Origin of the sequence: Flexilinea flocculi (assembly GCF_001192795.1) — a bacterium.
Lineage (GTDB): Bacteria > Chloroflexota > Anaerolineae > Anaerolineales > Anaerolineaceae > Flexilinea > Flexilinea flocculi.
In genome coordinates this window covers 958,943-975,083 of record NZ_DF968181.1, presented here as the reverse complement: position 1 = coordinate 975,083, position 16,141 = coordinate 958,943, and the positions used below count along the sequence as shown (strand labels likewise).

General features: G+C 41.9%; 13 protein-coding genes and 1 tRNA gene. 7 read left to right on the top strand and 7 right to left on the bottom strand.

Features of this window, described 5'->3' with window-relative positions; translation table 11 throughout:
• The first annotated feature begins 107 nt into the window (after positions 1–107).
• Together ATC1_RS09115 and ATC1_RS09110 are read left to right on the top strand one after the other, a co-directional pair.
• The gene (locus tag ATC1_RS09115) at positions 108–812 is read left to right on the top strand and encodes a zinc metallopeptidase (protein WP_062280759.1); all 705 of its coding nucleotides are present in this window, start codon (positions 108–110) and stop codon (positions 810–812) included.
• A gap of 7 nt (positions 813–819) precedes the next feature.
• A complete protein-coding gene (locus ATC1_RS09110) occupies positions 820–1,434 on the top strand; it encodes a redox-sensing transcriptional repressor Rex (protein ID WP_062280746.1) in 615 nt (204 codons plus the stop codon).
• Between the two features lie 611 nt (positions 1,435–2,045).
• Here ATC1_RS09110 and mreB read toward each other — a convergent pair.
• The 5 genes from mreB to atpA form a co-directional block, all read right to left on the bottom strand.
• Positions 2,046–3,053: a rod shape-determining protein gene (gene mreB / locus ATC1_RS09105; protein ID WP_062280743.1), complete on the bottom strand. Its 1,008-nt coding sequence runs from the start codon at positions 3,051–3,053 to the stop codon at positions 2,046–2,048.
• 195 nt (positions 3,054–3,248) lie between these two features.
• The gene (gene atpC, locus ATC1_RS09100) at positions 3,249–3,692 is read right to left on the bottom strand and encodes an ATP synthase F1 subunit epsilon (protein ID WP_062280741.1); all 444 of its coding nucleotides are present in this window, start codon (positions 3,690–3,692) and stop codon (positions 3,249–3,251) included.
• A gap of 14 nt (positions 3,693–3,706) precedes the next feature.
• Entirely contained in the window at positions 3,707–5,101 is a 1,395-nt protein-coding gene (gene atpD, locus ATC1_RS09095) for a F0F1 ATP synthase subunit beta (protein WP_062280738.1), read from the bottom strand.
• Complete coding sequence (gene atpG, locus ATC1_RS09090; RefSeq protein WP_062280735.1) at positions 5,098–6,021, bottom strand: ATP synthase F1 subunit gamma; 924 nt, start codon at positions 6,019–6,021, stop codon at positions 5,098–5,100. Before atpG ends, atpD begins: the two co-directional genes overlap by 4 nt.
• 9 nt (positions 6,022–6,030) lie before the next feature.
• A complete protein-coding gene (gene atpA, locus ATC1_RS09085; RefSeq protein WP_062280732.1) occupies positions 6,031–7,695 on the bottom strand; it encodes a F0F1 ATP synthase subunit alpha in 1,665 nt (554 codons plus the stop codon).
• Between the two features lie 477 nt (positions 7,696–8,172).
• Between atpA and rplI the strand changes: the two genes are divergently transcribed.
• From rplI to rimO, 3 genes are all read left to right on the top strand, one after another.
• Entirely contained in the window at positions 8,173–8,652 is a 480-nt protein-coding gene (gene rplI, locus ATC1_RS09080; RefSeq protein ID WP_062280729.1) for a 50S ribosomal protein L9, read from the top strand.
• Positions 8,653–8,853: 201 nt separating this feature from the next.
• Positions 8,854–10,191 carry a helix-turn-helix domain-containing protein gene (locus ATC1_RS09075; protein ID WP_062280726.1) on the top strand — a complete coding sequence of 446 codons (1,338 nt, stop codon included), beginning with the start codon at positions 8,854–8,856 and terminating at the stop codon, positions 10,189–10,191.
• Between the two features lie 9 nt (positions 10,192–10,200).
• A complete protein-coding gene (gene rimO / locus ATC1_RS09070) occupies positions 10,201–11,514 on the top strand; it encodes a 30S ribosomal protein S12 methylthiotransferase RimO (RefSeq protein WP_082174725.1) in 1,314 nt (437 codons plus the stop codon).
• An 80-nt stretch (positions 11,515–11,594) separates the two neighbouring features.
• Here rimO and ATC1_RS09065 read toward each other — a convergent pair whose 3' ends face one another.
• Both ATC1_RS09065 and murJ read right to left on the bottom strand, forming a co-directional pair.
• On the bottom strand, positions 11,595–12,821 hold the full coding sequence (locus ATC1_RS09065) for a hypothetical protein (RefSeq protein ID WP_062280720.1): 1,227 nt from the start codon (positions 12,819–12,821) through the stop codon (positions 11,595–11,597).
• 176 nt (positions 12,822–12,997) lie between these two features.
• Positions 12,998–14,620 (bottom strand): murein biosynthesis integral membrane protein MurJ, encoded by a 1,623-nt coding sequence (gene murJ / locus ATC1_RS09060; RefSeq protein WP_062280717.1) that lies wholly within the window; start codon positions 14,618–14,620, stop codon positions 12,998–13,000.
• A gap of 196 nt (positions 14,621–14,816) precedes the next feature.
• On the opposite strand from murJ, the gene rsmI reads away from it, so the two are divergent.
• Both rsmI and ATC1_RS09050 read left to right on the top strand, forming a co-directional pair.
• Entirely contained in the window at positions 14,817–15,518 is a 702-nt protein-coding gene (gene rsmI / locus ATC1_RS09055; protein WP_062280715.1) for a 16S rRNA (cytidine(1402)-2'-O)-methyltransferase, read from the top strand.
• Between the two features lie 234 nt (positions 15,519–15,752).
• A tRNA-Glu gene (locus ATC1_RS09050) sits at positions 15,753–15,825 on the top strand.
• Positions 15,826–16,141: the final 316 nt, after the last annotated feature.

Genomic DNA, 16,141 nt, shown 5'->3' with positions numbered 1-16,141 from the left:
CTCTTATTAATTCAAATTGCTGATTCGTCAATTCAATTGTTCAATAAATATTTTTTATTCTTTCAAATGATTTCCTGTATAATTATGAAATGGAGGCATAAAAAAAAATGTACACGTCAAATTATTTTTTGTATGCAATTATTCCATTAATTCTTTCTCTTTGGGCTCAATTCAAAGTTAAAAATGCTTATAGTAAATATTCACAAATCAGAACAAAAACCGGATTAACAGGCGCCGAAGCAGCAAGAAAGATGCTGGATTATCACGGACTATCCAATGTCACAATCGAAAGAGTTGCTGGGACATTGACAGATCATTATGACCCGATGAATCAGGTTCTGCGGCTTAGTGAAGGTGTCTACAGTTCCAACAGCATTGCAGCGGTTGGTGTTGCATGCCATGAATCCGGACACGCTTACCAGCACGCAGACAGTTATAAATGGCTGAGTCTGAGAACAAATATTGTTCCGGTAGTAAATATCGGCAGCATGTTGGGTCCCATACTTTTTATGGTCGGGATGATTTTTTCAGGATTATTAGGGCATTTTGGATTGGTAATCGCCTATATCGGATTATTTATCTTTGGATTAACTGCTGTTTTCGCTGTAATCACGTTGCCCGTAGAATTCAATGCCAGTAATCGCGCAAAAGAATGGATTTCAAACACCGGATTGCTGTATCAGGATGAACAGGAAGGCGTTTCAGAAGTATTACAAGCCGCTGCCCTGACTTATATCGCTGCAGCGATACAGGCAATCATGAGTGTTCTATATTATGCAAGCATACTAAACAGAAGCAATAGACGCAGATAGAAATAATATGATAAAAACACAAATTCCCGATGTCATTGTTGGCAGATTGCCAAGATATCTTCGCGCACTGAAGATATTACGTGAAAATCACACGACAACAAATTCAAAAGAACTGGGTGAATTGCTTGGCTTTTCTGCTGCACAGATCCGGAAAGATCTTTCGCAATTCGGCGAATTTGGCAAACAAGGTACCGGTTATAACATTGACTTCCTGATTGAACGGTTGCAGAACATTCTGAATATCGATCAAGATTGGGGGATATTGTTAGTCGGTGTCGGAAAAATCGGCCGTGCAATTCTAAATTATCCCGGGTTTTCTGCAAATCGGTTCCATGTAAAAGCTGCAGTCGACTGTAACCCCGATGTCATCGGCGAAAGATTTGAGAAATGCACAGTCGAAGATATCAAGGATATCAAGAAAATCATCAAAGACAACCAGATTAAAATTGCAATGCTTGCAGTTCCTGCTGAGAATGCGCAAAAAATTGCTGAGGAATTGGTTGCAGATGGAATTCAGGCAATTCTTAACTACGCCCCTGCAATTCTGTCTCTGCCGCCGGAGATTAGAGTCGAATACTCTGATCCATTAGTTTCTCTTCAACATATGACATACTATCTCTAATTCGAAACAAATATTTCCGTACTTAGTTACCATTATTAGAAAGACCGGATTACTCTATAAAGTAATCCGGTCTTTGATTAGTAATAAACTGGTTTCCCCATGAGTTACTCACTTGTTGAAAATTGTCCTTTTCACATTCGAATTTGGAGGTTTCCGGGCACTACATCGAGATACTCGTGAGTACACACAAGGATAATTTGCCATTGCGAGGAGGGCATAAGCCCGATGAAGCAATCTCTTTTCGTATGGCAATCTTTACACTATGAAGCAGGGAGATTGCCAAGCCCCACGGGGTAAGAACAATGACAGGATTCTCACCGCTGTGAAGAGTCGGATGGTAATCTGTTATTACGAGGAAGACAGCTGATTTTCTCACTTAAAACAACAACCCCTTTCTAAGCTCAAATTTGGGATTCCAGGACACGAATGTGAGAAAAACAGGTTCTATAATGTAATACGGTCTTTGATAAAAACAAAACTGATCATCCCAAGGAATTCGAATTTTGGAAAGATTTATTTGTTGTTATGTTGTTTTTGCGTGGAGCTTAAAGACAACATAACAACATTTTATATTTTTTATTTGATGGTTTTCGAAATTTCAAATTACCGGATCACCCCAGTAAAATTGATCTTTTGTAAACTTCTCGCATGGAAACAACCTTTGCTGCTCCAAGTGCAGTGCAAATTGTTGGCTCATCGACCATATAAGCTGGAATCCCAAGCGTTTTCGTAAGGTATTTATCGATGCCTCTTAAAAGTGAAGTCCCGCCGCATAAAGCTACCCCGCGATCGATAATATCAGAAATCAATTCGGGAGGTGTCTTTTCAAGCACTTTCCGCGCAGTGCCGGAGATTTCAGAAAGGCAGTCTTGCAATGCGTCAATCACATCATCCGTGGTGATCACAACCGGTTTCGGCAGACCGGAAACCTGATCCTGTCCCTGAACTTCCATCGTCTGAATCTGATCCACCTGAACAGCAGATCCGATTCGAATTTTAATTTGTTCCGCAGTAGGTTGACCAATAATGACGCCGAATTTCTTTCTGACATACTGTTGAATTGCTTCATCCAGTTTCAAACCGGCAGTCTGTGAAGTTTCCGATGTTACGATACCGTTCATAGCCAATACAGCAGCCTGTGTTAATCCCCCGCCCAGACTGATGATCATATTTCCTGAGGGTGTTGATATCGGTAAATCTACACCAATAGCCGCAGCCAAAGGCTGCTCCATTAACATCACGTCTCGGCTGTTCGTACCAAGACCAACTTCATGAACCGCTCTGCGTTCGACACTGGTTATGCCGCATGGAATGGTAATCAGGATTCGTGGTCTGAAAACCAGCATCGATCCGCATACTTTTTGAATAGAAAAACGCAGTAAATTCTCTGTAATTTCATATTCTGCGATGACACCATTTCGCAACGGACGAACAACTTCGATTGATTCTGGAACACGGCCTACCATGTCTTTTGCTGCCTGACCCCATTCCACCATCTTCATCTCTTCAACAATGATGGCTGCAATGGTCGGTTCCTGCAACAGCAATTGACGTCCTTCGGCAATCACCAGATTTAATGTTCCTAAATCGATTCCTATCTCTCTTGAAAAAAGCGGCATACTTTTCTGGAAATCCTGTCCTCTAAAATTTTCACATCATACATACTATTATTCATCCAATAATTCGAAATGAGGAAAAAGCTTTTTTAGAAAAGAGAAAAGTTCGTTGAAGTTTATTTTATGCTTCGTATAAAAATTCTTTAACGAACAATTCTTCCTGTATTTCGAATTGCAATGATTCATCGGATCGGTAAACTATTTCCGTTTATCGGAAAAAGCGACCGGATTTTTCTGTTTAAATCTTTTTGCAGCCTTGATCCTCAAGCTCGACTTTCTGAATAACATCATTGCTTTCAAAAAATCTGGAGACTCTTTGGTAGGAGCTTGCTTCATTGCTTCCAATGCACGGTTCCTGGCAGCTTCCGCGCGCTCGAGATCGATCTCATCCACCACTTCAGATGCGTCCGCTAAAATTCGTATTTCATCAGTCGTTACCTGAACGAAACCGCCGGTTGCAGTAAATTCTTTCGTCTGATCCCCTACTTTTACGGTGATGATACCGTTTGTCATTTTGGTATACATCCGAATATGATGTGGAAGAATGCCAACTTGTCCATGAATGGTTGGGAGCATGACCGCATCTGCATTTCCATCATACACGATACCATAACGTGAAACTATTCTGCAGCGAATTGACATAGGATCCTTCTATTTTACTGTAATAGTCTGGCTTTTGCTTTTGCGTCTTCAATCGTACCAACCATATGAAATGCCTGTTCAGGCAGATCATCCAGTTTTCCAGTCAGTATCTGCTGAAAACCATCAATCGTGTCTGCAATCGGTACATAAGCGCCGGGAATTCCAGTAAATTTTTCTGCCACAAACATCGGTTGAGAAAAGAATTGCTCCACTTTCCGAGCACGACTGACGATAATTCGATCCTCCTCAGAAATTTCGTCGATTCCAAGAATTGCAATAATATCCTGTAAATCTTTGTAACGTTGTAAGACTCGTTGTACTTCCCGAGCTGTTTGATAATGTTCCTGTCCAACGATGTTCGGATCGAGAATACGAGATGCTGAATTGAGAGGATCTACAGCAGGATAAATCGCCTTTTCAGCAATGCTGCGTTCCAAAGCGATCGATGCATCCAGATGGGTAAAGGTCGTGACTGGAGCCGGATCAGAATAATCGTCAGCAGGAACATAAACTGCCTGCATCGATGTAATCGATCCGGTATTGGTGGACGTAATTCTTTCCTGCAATTCTCCCATCTCTGTCGCCAGTGTCGGTTGATAACCAACAGCTGAAGGCATCCGCCCTAATAGTGCGGAGACTTCAGAACCCGCCATCGAAAAGCGAAATATATTATCAATAAAGAGAAGAACATTCATCCCTTTATTTCGGAAATATTCTGCATTCGATAATCCAGCCAAAGCTACGCGAAGTCTTACACCCGGGGGTTCATTCATCTGGCCGTAGACCATGACCGTATCTTTCATGACGCCAGATTCTGTCATCTCCCGATATAATTCTGTTCCTTCCCGCGTTCGTTCTCCCACGCCAGCGAATACCGATAGCCCACGATGCACTGTGGCAATGTCGCGAATCAATTCCATGATCACAACAGTTTTTCCAACACCCGCGCCGCCAAATATTCCGGTTTTTCCGCCCTTGGTAAACGGAGCAATTAAATCAATAACCTTGATCCCCGTCTCAAGTAATTCCACTTTCGTTGACTGATGTTTAAAATCCGGGCCGGCATGATGCAATGGATAATACTCTTCAGACAGAATTTCCCCTTTGCCATCAATGGGCTTCCCGAGTACATTCATTACGCGGCCAAGTGCAGATTCACCTACCGGTACCATAATCGGAAATCGTGTCCGAATCACATCCATGCCCCGCATCATTCCATCTGTAGACCCCATCGAAACACAACGAACCGTGTTCTTCTCCATTAATTTTTGTACTTCCAGAACCAGATGATTCGTATCAGAAATTTCGATTTCTAATGCTTCAAAAATATCAGGAAGATCATTTTCTGGAAACTGAACATCCACTACACTGCCAATGATCTGAATGATTTTCCCGGACGCTTGTTTCATGAATACCTCTCGTTATTTTTTCGATTTTCTTCCATATCACGATTCTGACCTTCTGAACCGCTGACGATATCTAAAATATCATTTGTAATCGTTTGTTGTCTCATTTTGTTATACTGTAAAAGTAAATCGGCTAAAATCTCTTCGGAGTTCTCTGTCGCTTTGTTCATGGCAAGCATTCGGGCAGTATGTTCACTTGCTTTCGAAGAGATCACCGCATGAAACAATACCATCCGAATAATTCTTGAAACCATGGAATTCATAATCAGTTCAGGATCACCTTCAAAAATGCAGCCCGTCTTCCGCTTGTACTGCTGTTGTGTTGTCTCCATAAATTCCCGATAACTTTGGAAAAGCGGAACCAGCAATTTCGTCTTCGGACCAAAGTGCGCAATATTGGTATATTCCGTATAAACCAGGTATACCCATTCAAAATTTTCACTGTTAAATTCATCCACGATGATCCTGGACAACGCTTTCACATCATGGAAACTGGTCGCCGATGAAAGATCACTGAAATCAGCAATAATATTTTTCTTGCGCCGCATCAGCATCTCTCTGCCCTTTTTACCGACAGTAATGTATTTTACGGGCACATTCAGGCGTTTTTCCAGGTTATAAGCCTCTCGAAATACATTCATCGGAAAACTGCCCGCCAGACCGCGATCAGCACTGATAAAGACAATTAATGCAGAATTAATTTCCTTAGGCTCCAGAAAAGCTCGTGCACGTTGATAGAATTCATCCTCATGATACAGGTCAATCAAGACCTGCCATGCCAGATCCGAATAAGGGAGCGAATTATCGGCAATCTGTGTCGCCTGACGCACCTGGCTGGCGCTGACAGCTTGCAGCGCCCGCGTCAACTGTCCGATACTCTCAATGCTCTTTATATGCCCATGCATTTCACGAATTGATGGCATAATTCTCCGTTATTCCCAGGTCGATTGAAAATGCTGGATCGCTTTCTGCAAGGAAGCTTCATTTTCTTCAGTCAGGATTCCCTTTTGTTCAATCTCCGCACCTATTTTTGGATAATAGATTTTCATAAATTCTAAAAATGCCTTTTCCCAATCTGAGACGCGCTTGGAAGGAATACCATCCAAAAAGCCATGTGTCCCTGCGTAGATGGATAAGAATTCATCACCGGCAGTAAAAGGAGCGTATTGCGGCTGTTTCAACAACTCTTGTAAAATCTCCCCGCGTTCCAGTTGTTTCTTGGTTAACTTATCCAAATCAGATCCAAATTGTGCAAATGAAGCAATCTCATGATAGGCAGCCATATCCAGCCGTAATCCGCCTGCAATTTTTTTCATCGCTTTTGACTGTGCAGCTCCGCCGACGCGTGAGACAGATATTCCGACATTGACTGCCGGCCGAATTCCAGCATTAAATAATCCGCTTTCCAGGTATATTTGTCCATCAGTGATTGAAATGACATTCGTTGGAACATATGCAGAAACATCACCTAATAACGTTTCAATAATCGGAAGTGCTGTAGAGCTTCCTCCCGTTTTCTCAACTTGACAGATCTTAATCGACTCTTTATTCGGATGCGTTTCCAAAGCAGCACGGATATCATGGATTGCCATCGGCCCTTGATAGACGATCCCGTCAATTGCATCAGAGATTGAAGCCCTGCTCTTTTCAAAAGAAGATGGAACCAGCACATATTTGCGATCCAATTTCGCTGACCGTTCCAACAGTCTTGAATGAAGATAAAAGAGATCGCCAGGATATGCCTCTCTGCCGGGAGGTCTCCGCATTAATAATGATATTTGACGATACGCCCAGGCATGTTTGGTAAGATCATCGTAAATTACCAATGCATCACGCCCGGTCTCCATAAATTCTTCTGCCATAGCGCACCCGGCATAAGGAGCTATATACTGCAGAGAAGCATTTTCATCTGCACCCGCTACGATCACGATCGTATGCTTCATCGCATTTTTTTCTTCAAGTTTTGCAATGATTTGCGCGACAGTGGATTTTTTTTGACCGATTGCCACGTAGATACAGAAAACATCCTTATCTTTCTGATTGATAATCGTGTCAATCGCAATAGCAGTTTTTCCGGTCTGGCGGTCGCCGATAATCAATTCCCGTTGACCTCTGCCAATCGGAATCATTGAATCAATTGCTTTAATGCCTGTTAGCAGTGGTGTATCCACATCCGATCGCTCATAAATATCCGGTGCAATTCTTTCTAACGGACGGAAACCAGAATTTTTAATGGGTCCTTTCCCGTCGATTGGTTCCCCTAAAGGATTGATGACGCGTCCCAGAAAAAGATTACCTACAGGAATGGAGGCAATTCGATTTAATTTTCTGACAATGGATCCTTCTTTGATTGAAAAATAATCACCCAGAACGATTGCTCCGACTGTTTCCGCTTCAAGGTTAAAAGCAATCCCGATAGCACCGTTTTCAAACTCAATGAGTTCTTGACTTTTAACCGTAGCTAATCCACTGACACGGGCAATTCCATCACCAACTTCCAAAACAATTCCAATTTCTTCAACTTCGAGTTCACTTTTAAATTTTTCGATTTTATTAATCAAATCGGATGTTAGATCGTTGATTTTAAATTCATCCATAGCTCCTCAAATAAATACCACTTCAAAATTATTGGATGTTTCTTGCATCGCCTGCTCATGAATTTTTTTGGTGATTTCTATCCATTTATCGATAGTATCGTCTAAAAAAAGTCTTTTTATTTGCCTATGCGCATTATAATTGATTCTCACCAAATCATCCAATACGTTTATTATATGTGTATTTTCGAATTCAGGAATCAGCAATTCAGATTTTTAACCGTTTTTCGAATAAAAAGGAAGAATTGCTGTGTTGTTTTTTGTTTCATGTATTATCACAAGATCAGATCGGTAACTTCACGTATCAGCCATCCCTGTTTGAAATATGAGTAAAACAGTACTTTGAAAAGTAAATCCATATTTCAAATGGGGAAGGCCGAGAGTATTTGACCCCCTATGAAATTCCTGATAAAATAAAAAACATTGGCGTTGTACCCTTCGCCAAAATACTATTTAAATTGCTTGAAAGGGCTTGAAAAAATGAAAGTTTTATTATTACAAGATGTTTACAAGCTTGGGCATGCTGGTGACATCAAAAAAGTAGCAGACGGTTATGGACGTAATTATTTAATACCTCAAAAATTTGCTGTATTGGCAACTCCTTCTGCAATTAAGCAAATCGACAGTATTAAGAAGCAAGCTGATTCGATCCGATCTCAGTTAAATACGGAAATGCAATCTTTATCTGAGAAAATCAGCAATTCTTGGATTGCTTTCCCATGCAAAGCTGGGGAGACAGGTAAACTGTATGGTTCCATCACCACGCAGATGATTGCTGACGCAATCAGTGCGAAAATTGGCGCGACAATTGACAAACGTCAAATTGACGCACAACCGATCCGAACCTTAGGCGAACATAAAGTTTCCGTCCGTCTGACCGTTGACGTTATTCCTTCTTTCACCGTTATCACGCATCGCGAAGGTGAAAAACCGGTTGTTGAAGAAACAACGGAAGCATAAATATCCAAAAAAATAAATTTTTCCATTGGTACAGGCACCTTTGAAAAACAGCGAGTCGAAATTCAGATCGGCCATTCAAATAAAGAGGGAAATTCTTCCTGGTTTTAAAACATATTAAAAACAAGTTCCTCTCTTTTTTAGATACTGTTGAAAAGATCAGTCACAAAAGACTGATCTTTTTTCATTTATAATTACTCCATTATGTCAATTTACGTTGGAAGAGAATTAAGGAAAAAACGTGAAGAAAAAAATATCAGCCTGACGCAAGTATCGGAAGAGCTTCATATAAGGAGCACCTATCTTCAGGCAATAGAAAACGGAAGACCGGAAATTCTGCCATCTTCAGTACAGGGACGCGGTTTTGTCAGAATGTATTCCGATTTTCTCGGGTTTGATACCGATGCGATTCTGAAAGCATGGGATCATCCCGACACACCCTTTCCGTTAGAACAAAATGCAATACCCGCAGAAATTGAACATACACAACCCAGAAAACCCGAAAAAAAGCCCGGAAATCTAAATCCGCCAGAAATAGAAAACAGAGATGAACCTGAATTACCCAAAACAGAAAACGCTGTTTTCAAGGAAATCGGATCAGAACTTCGGAACCGAAGAGAGAGCCTTCGTCTGACTTTTGATGATGCAGAACTTCATACTTTAGTCAGAACTTACTATCTCAAAAAGATGGAAGAAGGCAGTTTTGAGGAACTTCCTTCATCAGTGCAAGCAAGAGGAATGCTGCATAATTACGCCTCTTTTTTAAATCTGAATGTCGATGATATAATGCTCCGCTTCGCTGAAGCAATTCAGCAGCTTTCAGAAAAAAAGAAAGAAACACTGCCAGGTTTCAAAGAAAGGAAAACTGGTCCGCACCAAAAACCTGTAAAAAAGGTCGGCAAGCTAAAACAATTTCTCACACCGGATTTATTTGTTGGCTTAACCGTATTGGCAGGAATGGCAGCGATTATTATCTACAGTGCAATAACCATTTCCGAATATCGTTCAAAAAATGTTATCAACACACCTGATTTTCGCAGCGAATTTATCGAACAGTTAAAACAAGAGGAAAACGAAATCATGACCCCATCTCCGATAGTCAGTGAGACACCGATGATCAATGCGGCGCTAACCGCAGAAGTCGAAACAGGCGCCACACCGGAAGGAGAAGAATTGCTGACAGGTGCAATTCAAGTCCGCATTGATGCAAATCAGTGCTCATTTTTAAAAGTCAAAACTGACGGAAAAGAAGTGTTTAAAGGTAGGACGCTCCCCGGTAATTCTTATCCCTTTGATGCCAGTGAGCTCATTGAAATTACTACAGGCAATGCTGCCGCGATCAGTATCACCTACAATCAGCAACGATTGGGTATCATGGGTGAAATCGGTGAAAATCTGACTTTACAGTTTTCCGCCGGATTGCCTCCGGTTACACCGACTCCGTTGAACAGTCCTACTCCAACAGCGACATTTGAGCCAACCTATACGTCCCAACCGGCGACCCAAACACCCACCGTCACCATCACACCTTATATTCCATAACAGGACGCAATGAAGAAAAACTCCTTTCATTTAGTTTCACTTGGATGTGCAAAAAATACAGTCGACTCTACTTCAATGGGAGTCAGGTTAGTTCAAGCCGGATATTCTTTCACGGACAATCCGAAACAGGCTGAAGTATTGATTGTAAATACATGCGGTTTTATCAAGCCTGCCAGAGACGAAGCAATTCAAACGCTGCAGCAGTTGTCGGACATTAAAAAGAGCGGACAATACTTGATTGCAGCAGGATGTATGGCAGAACGATTCAGTGATCAGATCATGTCATCCTGTCCAAAAGTGGATGGTATTTTAGGCACTCGCCACATTACAGATATTATGACGTTGATTGATAGTCTGAAGAAACGAGTCAACCCGCCAAGTCCGATGATGACGAAGAATATTGCGCAAAATTTTAGCCAGTATGCTGTTAATGGTGCCAGCGCGTATCTGAAGATCGCGGATGGCTGCAGCCGTCGATGTGCCTTTTGTTCAATTCCATTAATTAAAGGCAATTGGAAAAGCCGCCCTGTTGAGGAAATCTTGAAGGATGCCGAATTGCTTCAAAATATGGGCATGCGGGAATTGATTCTGATTGCACAGGATACTACGGCTTATGGGCAGGATCGGGGAGAAAAGGATGCGCTGCCAGGATTAATTGAAAAAATCTTGCAGGCTGCTCCGGAAATCAACTGGCTTAGAATTTTATACGCGTTTCCAGGATTTGTTACCGATCGGCTCATCGATCTGATGGCTTCCAATCCAACTGTTCTTCCATATTTGGACATTCCGCTGCAGCATGCGCATCCGGCAGTATTAAAACGAATGCACCGGCCGGATGATATGGGCTGGGTCAGAGAAACCATTTGCAAAATGCGGGAGCGAATCCCCGGAATCGCAATCCGCTCTACCTTTATCGCCGGATTCCCCGAAGAAACCGACGAAGAGTTTATGTCGCTCTATGATTTTCTGACTGAGATGAAATTTGATCGCGTCGGTGTTTTTCCTTATTATCTGGAGGAAGGTACTTCCAGTGCAGCCTATGGAGATACCGTTCCGGAAGAAATTAAAACGCAACGCGTTGATTTGCTTATGCGCCACCAGCAGGAAATTTCTCATAAGGTCAATCGCTCTTTCATCGGAAAGAAGATGGATGTCCTGATTGAAGGCAGGCAGGACGATCGTTTCATGGTCGGCCGAAGTTATCGGGATGCGCCGGAAATTGACGGGGTTGTCCTGGTTGAAGGATTCGCTGAGGTCGGGAGTATTGTTCCGGTCATGATTCATAACGCCATGGAATATGATTTAATGGGAACTCGACTGTAGTTTATTTCTTATAAAAGTTTATAAAAAAAAGGAGCCATGAAAAGCTCCTTTTTTTTCTTATCTCAATAAATAAATCAGTCTTATTTACCCAGCGGAGTAGGTTCGACAAACGGAGTTTCCGTTGAAAGCTCAAGCGGCATTGTCGGAGCAATGTCCGAAGGAACATCAGGAGCACTGGTCGCAGCCGGGGGGTAACAAGCCAGATAAGCAGCGGTTGCTGTCGGTGCAATCGCATCATTGGCACCGATGGAATATCCCTGATCATAATAGGTGATCGAACCGCAAAAATCGGAGGATGCCACCAACTGATTAGCATATTCAAAAGAAGCTTCAGCATAACGCTGCTGGGCAGTATATCCGGAGGATTGGTCGTACATATTCGGCGCATTCAGATAAGCATTACTGTAGTATTCAAGCGCTTTCGCCCAGTTGATCTCCCAGAAGCCTGCACCGGCCAGATAACTACGGGCGGCGATACGCTGATTGTTCGCCACGCTGTCGATCGGTCCAAACGCTTCAGCTAATGTGATTTTGTAAATTCCCGATTCGAGGTATCCCTGGTTAATCAGATTGATGCCCCAATTGCGTAGCGCAATATAATACAGCCCGTCAATCTCCATCGATCGGTATTCAAGGTTTTTATCTCTGAGAGCATCCATATTCCGGATTGCCGTCTCCCATTCAGAAGCAGCCATATTGGCGGTGATTGTATTATACATTTCTTCCTCACCGCGTGTGTCCGGTGTGGCGGATGGGGCAGGAGTAGCTGTATAAAATGGAGTTGGAGTCTCTTTCGGGTATAACTGGATGACTAATTCCGTATATTTTTCGGTTGCACCCGGATAATTCGGATCGACGCTCAGTACATATTCCAGCCTGGTTTTTGCATTTTCCAGTTTTCCGTTAATAATATCAGTTAAAGCAAATTGATATTGTTCGGATGCGGCTTGCACCGACATCTTATTAAAGGCAGATTTTCGTTCCCGAATCGCCGTATTGTAGCCCAGAATTGCGCCTCCGACGATCATCACTAACATAATCAATATACCGAGCCAAACCCATCCAGCGTTGCTCGGTTTTCGTGGTTTCATTTTTTTTGGCGCTGTGTTCTTTTGACCTTTTGCCTGGTTTTTTCCGGCAGGAGATTGCCCCATCGGAGGAAATCCTTGCGGCTGTCCAGGAGGGAATCCAGGCTGTTGTGGAAAATTTTGATTCGGTACTTGAGGATATCCGCCGTATGGATTCATCGGACTTGGATTTCCCTGATTGAATTCACCGCCCGGATTGTTCGGATTATTTTGATTCATGATTTGCTCCAAAATGACTAACAGTTTTCTTGACAGCAATTTGAAATATGGATTGACTATTCGAATAAAGAAAGGAATTTGTTGTTCTTTTAATTATATGTTTTGCGCAAAGCCCAATAAGCAACAAGTATCTTTTTCATATTTCGAATCGCTGTATTCTTTGATCATCCTTTGTTCTAAAAGTGACGTAGTATTTTTATTTCCGGTAAGATAAATGGAATATAAATAATGATCGCCAGCGTCATTCCAAATACTGATTTTACCAGAATATTCAGATTCTCAATATGACTGCTCATCAGCATATAACAGACAAATCCGCTGAATAAAGCCCCAATTCCGGATCGAAGAATCGTATTTCCAAAAATCACCTTTGCTGCCATTTGGATAGAATGAGCAGAACGCTCTCCTTGGATCCAGCGCCAAAATCGTCCTCGACTTTGTACCCAACGCAGCCGAGTCTCGGGCGGCATTTTCAGCAAGCATAAAAGAAATACTGATTGCAGCGTAAATGCAATGGAATCCGTCAGACTGATTCCGGGAGCATCCAAGCGCCGAAAGAGCATCGATCCGATCAGAATATAAAGAACAAGGTTTAAAAATGTTCCAATCAGTGGCAGCAGCGCTTCCTGCTGGGCATAGAAAGCCCGATTCACCGTTTCCAGCAGACAATGCCCCGCCAAACCGAGAAGAAAACCGCGCAGCGTCCACATAAGTAAAGAAGTCTGTGCAGTATCGAAATGAAAAGCGAATTGGATCAACGGTTGCAATCCGATTCCCAATATCACCGCACTGCCAAAGGATAAACCGATACATAATTGGCATGCCTTCTGAATTGTCGTTTCATAGTTTGCTCTCTCGCCTTTTGAAATGAAAACCGACAGTGTCGGAAGGATTGCCGTACCGAGAACAGTACCAATCAATGTCTCGGGAAGCTGTTGGAACATATACCCATAACTGAGCGCTGTAACAGCACCAGTGGAAAGACGCGAAGCAAGATTATCCCGCACAATAAAAATAAGTTGGACAAAAAAAACCGATAGAATTCTCGGTCCCATGATTCGTAAAAGTTTTCGGACGGATTCGTCATGAAAAGCAATCACCGGAGACCAGCGAAATTGGAATCGAATCAGCGCTGGAATCTGAATCAGGAGGTGCAGTAAAGCGCCTAAAATTACGCCGGTTGCCAGTCCGTGTACGCCCATTCCTAAACAAGGCAAGCGAAAACTCCCGATCCAATAGGGTTTCGATGGTGCCAGTATCAATGCGCCAAAAATTTGTCCTATATTATATAGAATGGGCGCGAGCGCCGGCATTAAAAAATGTTTATTCGCTTGCAATCCGCCCATGATTAATCCGCTGATCGAAAAAATCATGGTGGCAATCAGATTCATGCGCATCAATTCAGCCACAGTCCTTTTCTGTTCTGCACTGAATCCCGGGGCAATACCAATTTCTGATGCCACAATAGGTTCTGCCAGGATCGCAATAATTACTGCAAAAAAAAGGGAACAAAGGAAAGCCAGATTTGCCACAGATGAGAATAACCGCCAAGCTGCCATTCTTCCATCTTTGATGATGACTTCCGTCATGACAGGAATCAATACCAGGGACATCGCTCCGCCACTGATGAGGATAAAAAGCATATCGGGAAGATTATTCGCAATATTGAAGACGTCCAATTCAGATGACAAACCAAACTGTCTGGCAATAATTAACTGCCGGATAATCGCAGTAATCTTATCAATACCAAAACAGAAGAAGAGCAATAATGCAGTTTTTGTTAATGAGGATGCTTTCATTCCATTATTTTATCATCCGCCTTGAACAAGATTAACGATTCAAATTGTAAAAAGAATTTGTGTTGCAGTGGTGTTTTTGCGCTTTACGTATAAACATAACAATGACTTATATCTTCTATCAATTCGATAAGCATGTCTCTATTTTGAGTTGCTGATTCAGACAATTATATGAACATGAAAATGATAGAATTACATCATGAATACGAAAAATGCACTCTATATTGTTTCCACGCCCATTGGAAATCCCGATGATATTACACTCCGTGCCATTAAAACGCTGAAAACAGTGGATGCGCTGATCTGCGAAGAATTTCGCAACGGAAGCAAATTACTCAAGAAAAACGGGATTGAAGAAAAAGAAATTATCGCTCTGAACGAGCATAATGAATCTGGTCAGATCGAAAACATACTGATCCGTCTGGCTCAAGGGCAAAATCTGGCGTTAGTTTCGGATTGCGGGACTCCGCTCTTTTCTGATCCGGGTCATTTGCTGATCGAGGCAGTTATCGATGCCGGTTTTACAATCATTCCGATTCCCGGTGTTTCAGCTTTAACTACCGCAATTTCTGTAACTCCCCTGCATATGAAAAATTTTGTTTTTGGAGGATTCCTTCCCCGTGATCCAGAGGAGCGCCTGCGGCAATTGAAAAATTATAAGCAAATGCGCATGCCGATTATTCTCATGGATACGCCATACCGATTAACCAATCTGCTTTCTGATATCAGCAAAGTGTTCGGGAAAAATCAGCGGATCACGCTGACCCTCAACCTGACGCTGCCTAACGAATGGATATTGACAGGGGCATGTGATGAGCTGATTCAGAAAATTGGTCCGATGAAAGCTGAATTTATGCTGATTATCCATCAAGTACAACAAGCCGCTCGCAATGAAAAATGAGAGCTTCAGCAATTTCAGGAGTTCAGTTCACACGATTCAAACAAAATGAGTTAACAAAGTAAATGCAACCTTCTCTTTGTCAGACTTAGTGCAACCTGGATTTCCCTTTTTCATCTTCCCAAGTTGCATTTACTTTGTCAATTCACGGTTTTATTTCGTATTATTGACTTAATCATAATTACCTTGACGGAACAGAATTATCCTGCTAAAATTCTCTCCGTTAAACAATAAAGAGCCTCCATCGTCTAGGGGACTAGGACACAACCCTTTCAAGGTTAAAACAAGAGTTCGAATCTCTTTGGAGGTGCAAAAAACATCCCTCATCAGGATGTTTTTTTATTTGAACTTTTTCCTAAATATCGAATACCATCCAATTCCGTTAGGATTCCCAAAAAAAAGAAATAAAGTATCCGAAGGAATCTATCAATTAATCGAATTTCCGAATCATCAGATAATTGTAAATTTACGATTTTTCCTAAAATAAATGGTAAACTTTTTTGCGTTTGTTTTACTGGACAATTATGCAAAAAGAATTTTCGAAATATTGAATTTTTATGCTGAGATTATGCCAGTTTTTCGAAGATTTTTTTTACGGATTTTGACTTTTTATTTTGATTATGCTA

Excerpts from the sequence above, each read along its gene's own strand:
- ATC1_RS09110 (WP_062280746.1), top strand. The coding sequence starts at position 820 with ATGATAAAAACACAAATTCCCGATGTCATTGTTGGCAGATTGCCAAGA.
- atpA (WP_062280732.1), bottom strand. The coding sequence starts at position 7,695 with ATGGATGAATTTAAAATCAACGATCTAACATCCGATTTGATTAATAAA.
- ATC1_RS09115 (WP_062280759.1), top strand. The coding sequence starts at position 108 with ATGTACACGTCAAATTATTTTTTGTATGCAATTATTCCATTAATTCTT.
- rimO (WP_082174725.1), top strand. The coding sequence starts at position 10,201 with ATGAAGAAAAACTCCTTTCATTTAGTTTCACTTGGATGTGCAAAAAAT.
- ATC1_RS09065 (WP_062280720.1), bottom strand. The coding sequence starts at position 12,821 with ATGAATCAAAATAATCCGAACAATCCGGGCGGTGAATTCAATCAGGGA.
- ATC1_RS09075 (WP_062280726.1), top strand. The coding sequence starts at position 8,854 with ATGTCAATTTACGTTGGAAGAGAATTAAGGAAAAAACGTGAAGAAAAA.
- rplI (WP_062280729.1), top strand. The coding sequence starts at position 8,173 with ATGAAAGTTTTATTATTACAAGATGTTTACAAGCTTGGGCATGCTGGT.
- atpG (WP_062280735.1), bottom strand. The coding sequence starts at position 6,021 with ATGCCATCAATTCGTGAAATGCATGGGCATATAAAGAGCATTGAGAGT.
- atpD (WP_062280738.1), bottom strand. The coding sequence starts at position 5,101 with ATGAAACAAGCGTCCGGGAAAATCATTCAGATCATTGGCAGTGTAGTG.
- mreB (WP_062280743.1), bottom strand. The coding sequence starts at position 3,053 with ATGCCGCTTTTTTCAAGAGAGATAGGAATCGATTTAGGAACATTAAAT.
- rsmI (WP_062280715.1), top strand. The coding sequence starts at position 14,817 with ATGAATACGAAAAATGCACTCTATATTGTTTCCACGCCCATTGGAAAT.
- murJ (WP_062280717.1), bottom strand. The coding sequence starts at position 14,620 with ATGAAAGCATCCTCATTAACAAAAACTGCATTATTGCTCTTCTTCTGT.
- atpC (WP_062280741.1), bottom strand. The coding sequence starts at position 3,692 with ATGTCAATTCGCTGCAGAATAGTTTCACGTTATGGTATCGTGTATGAT.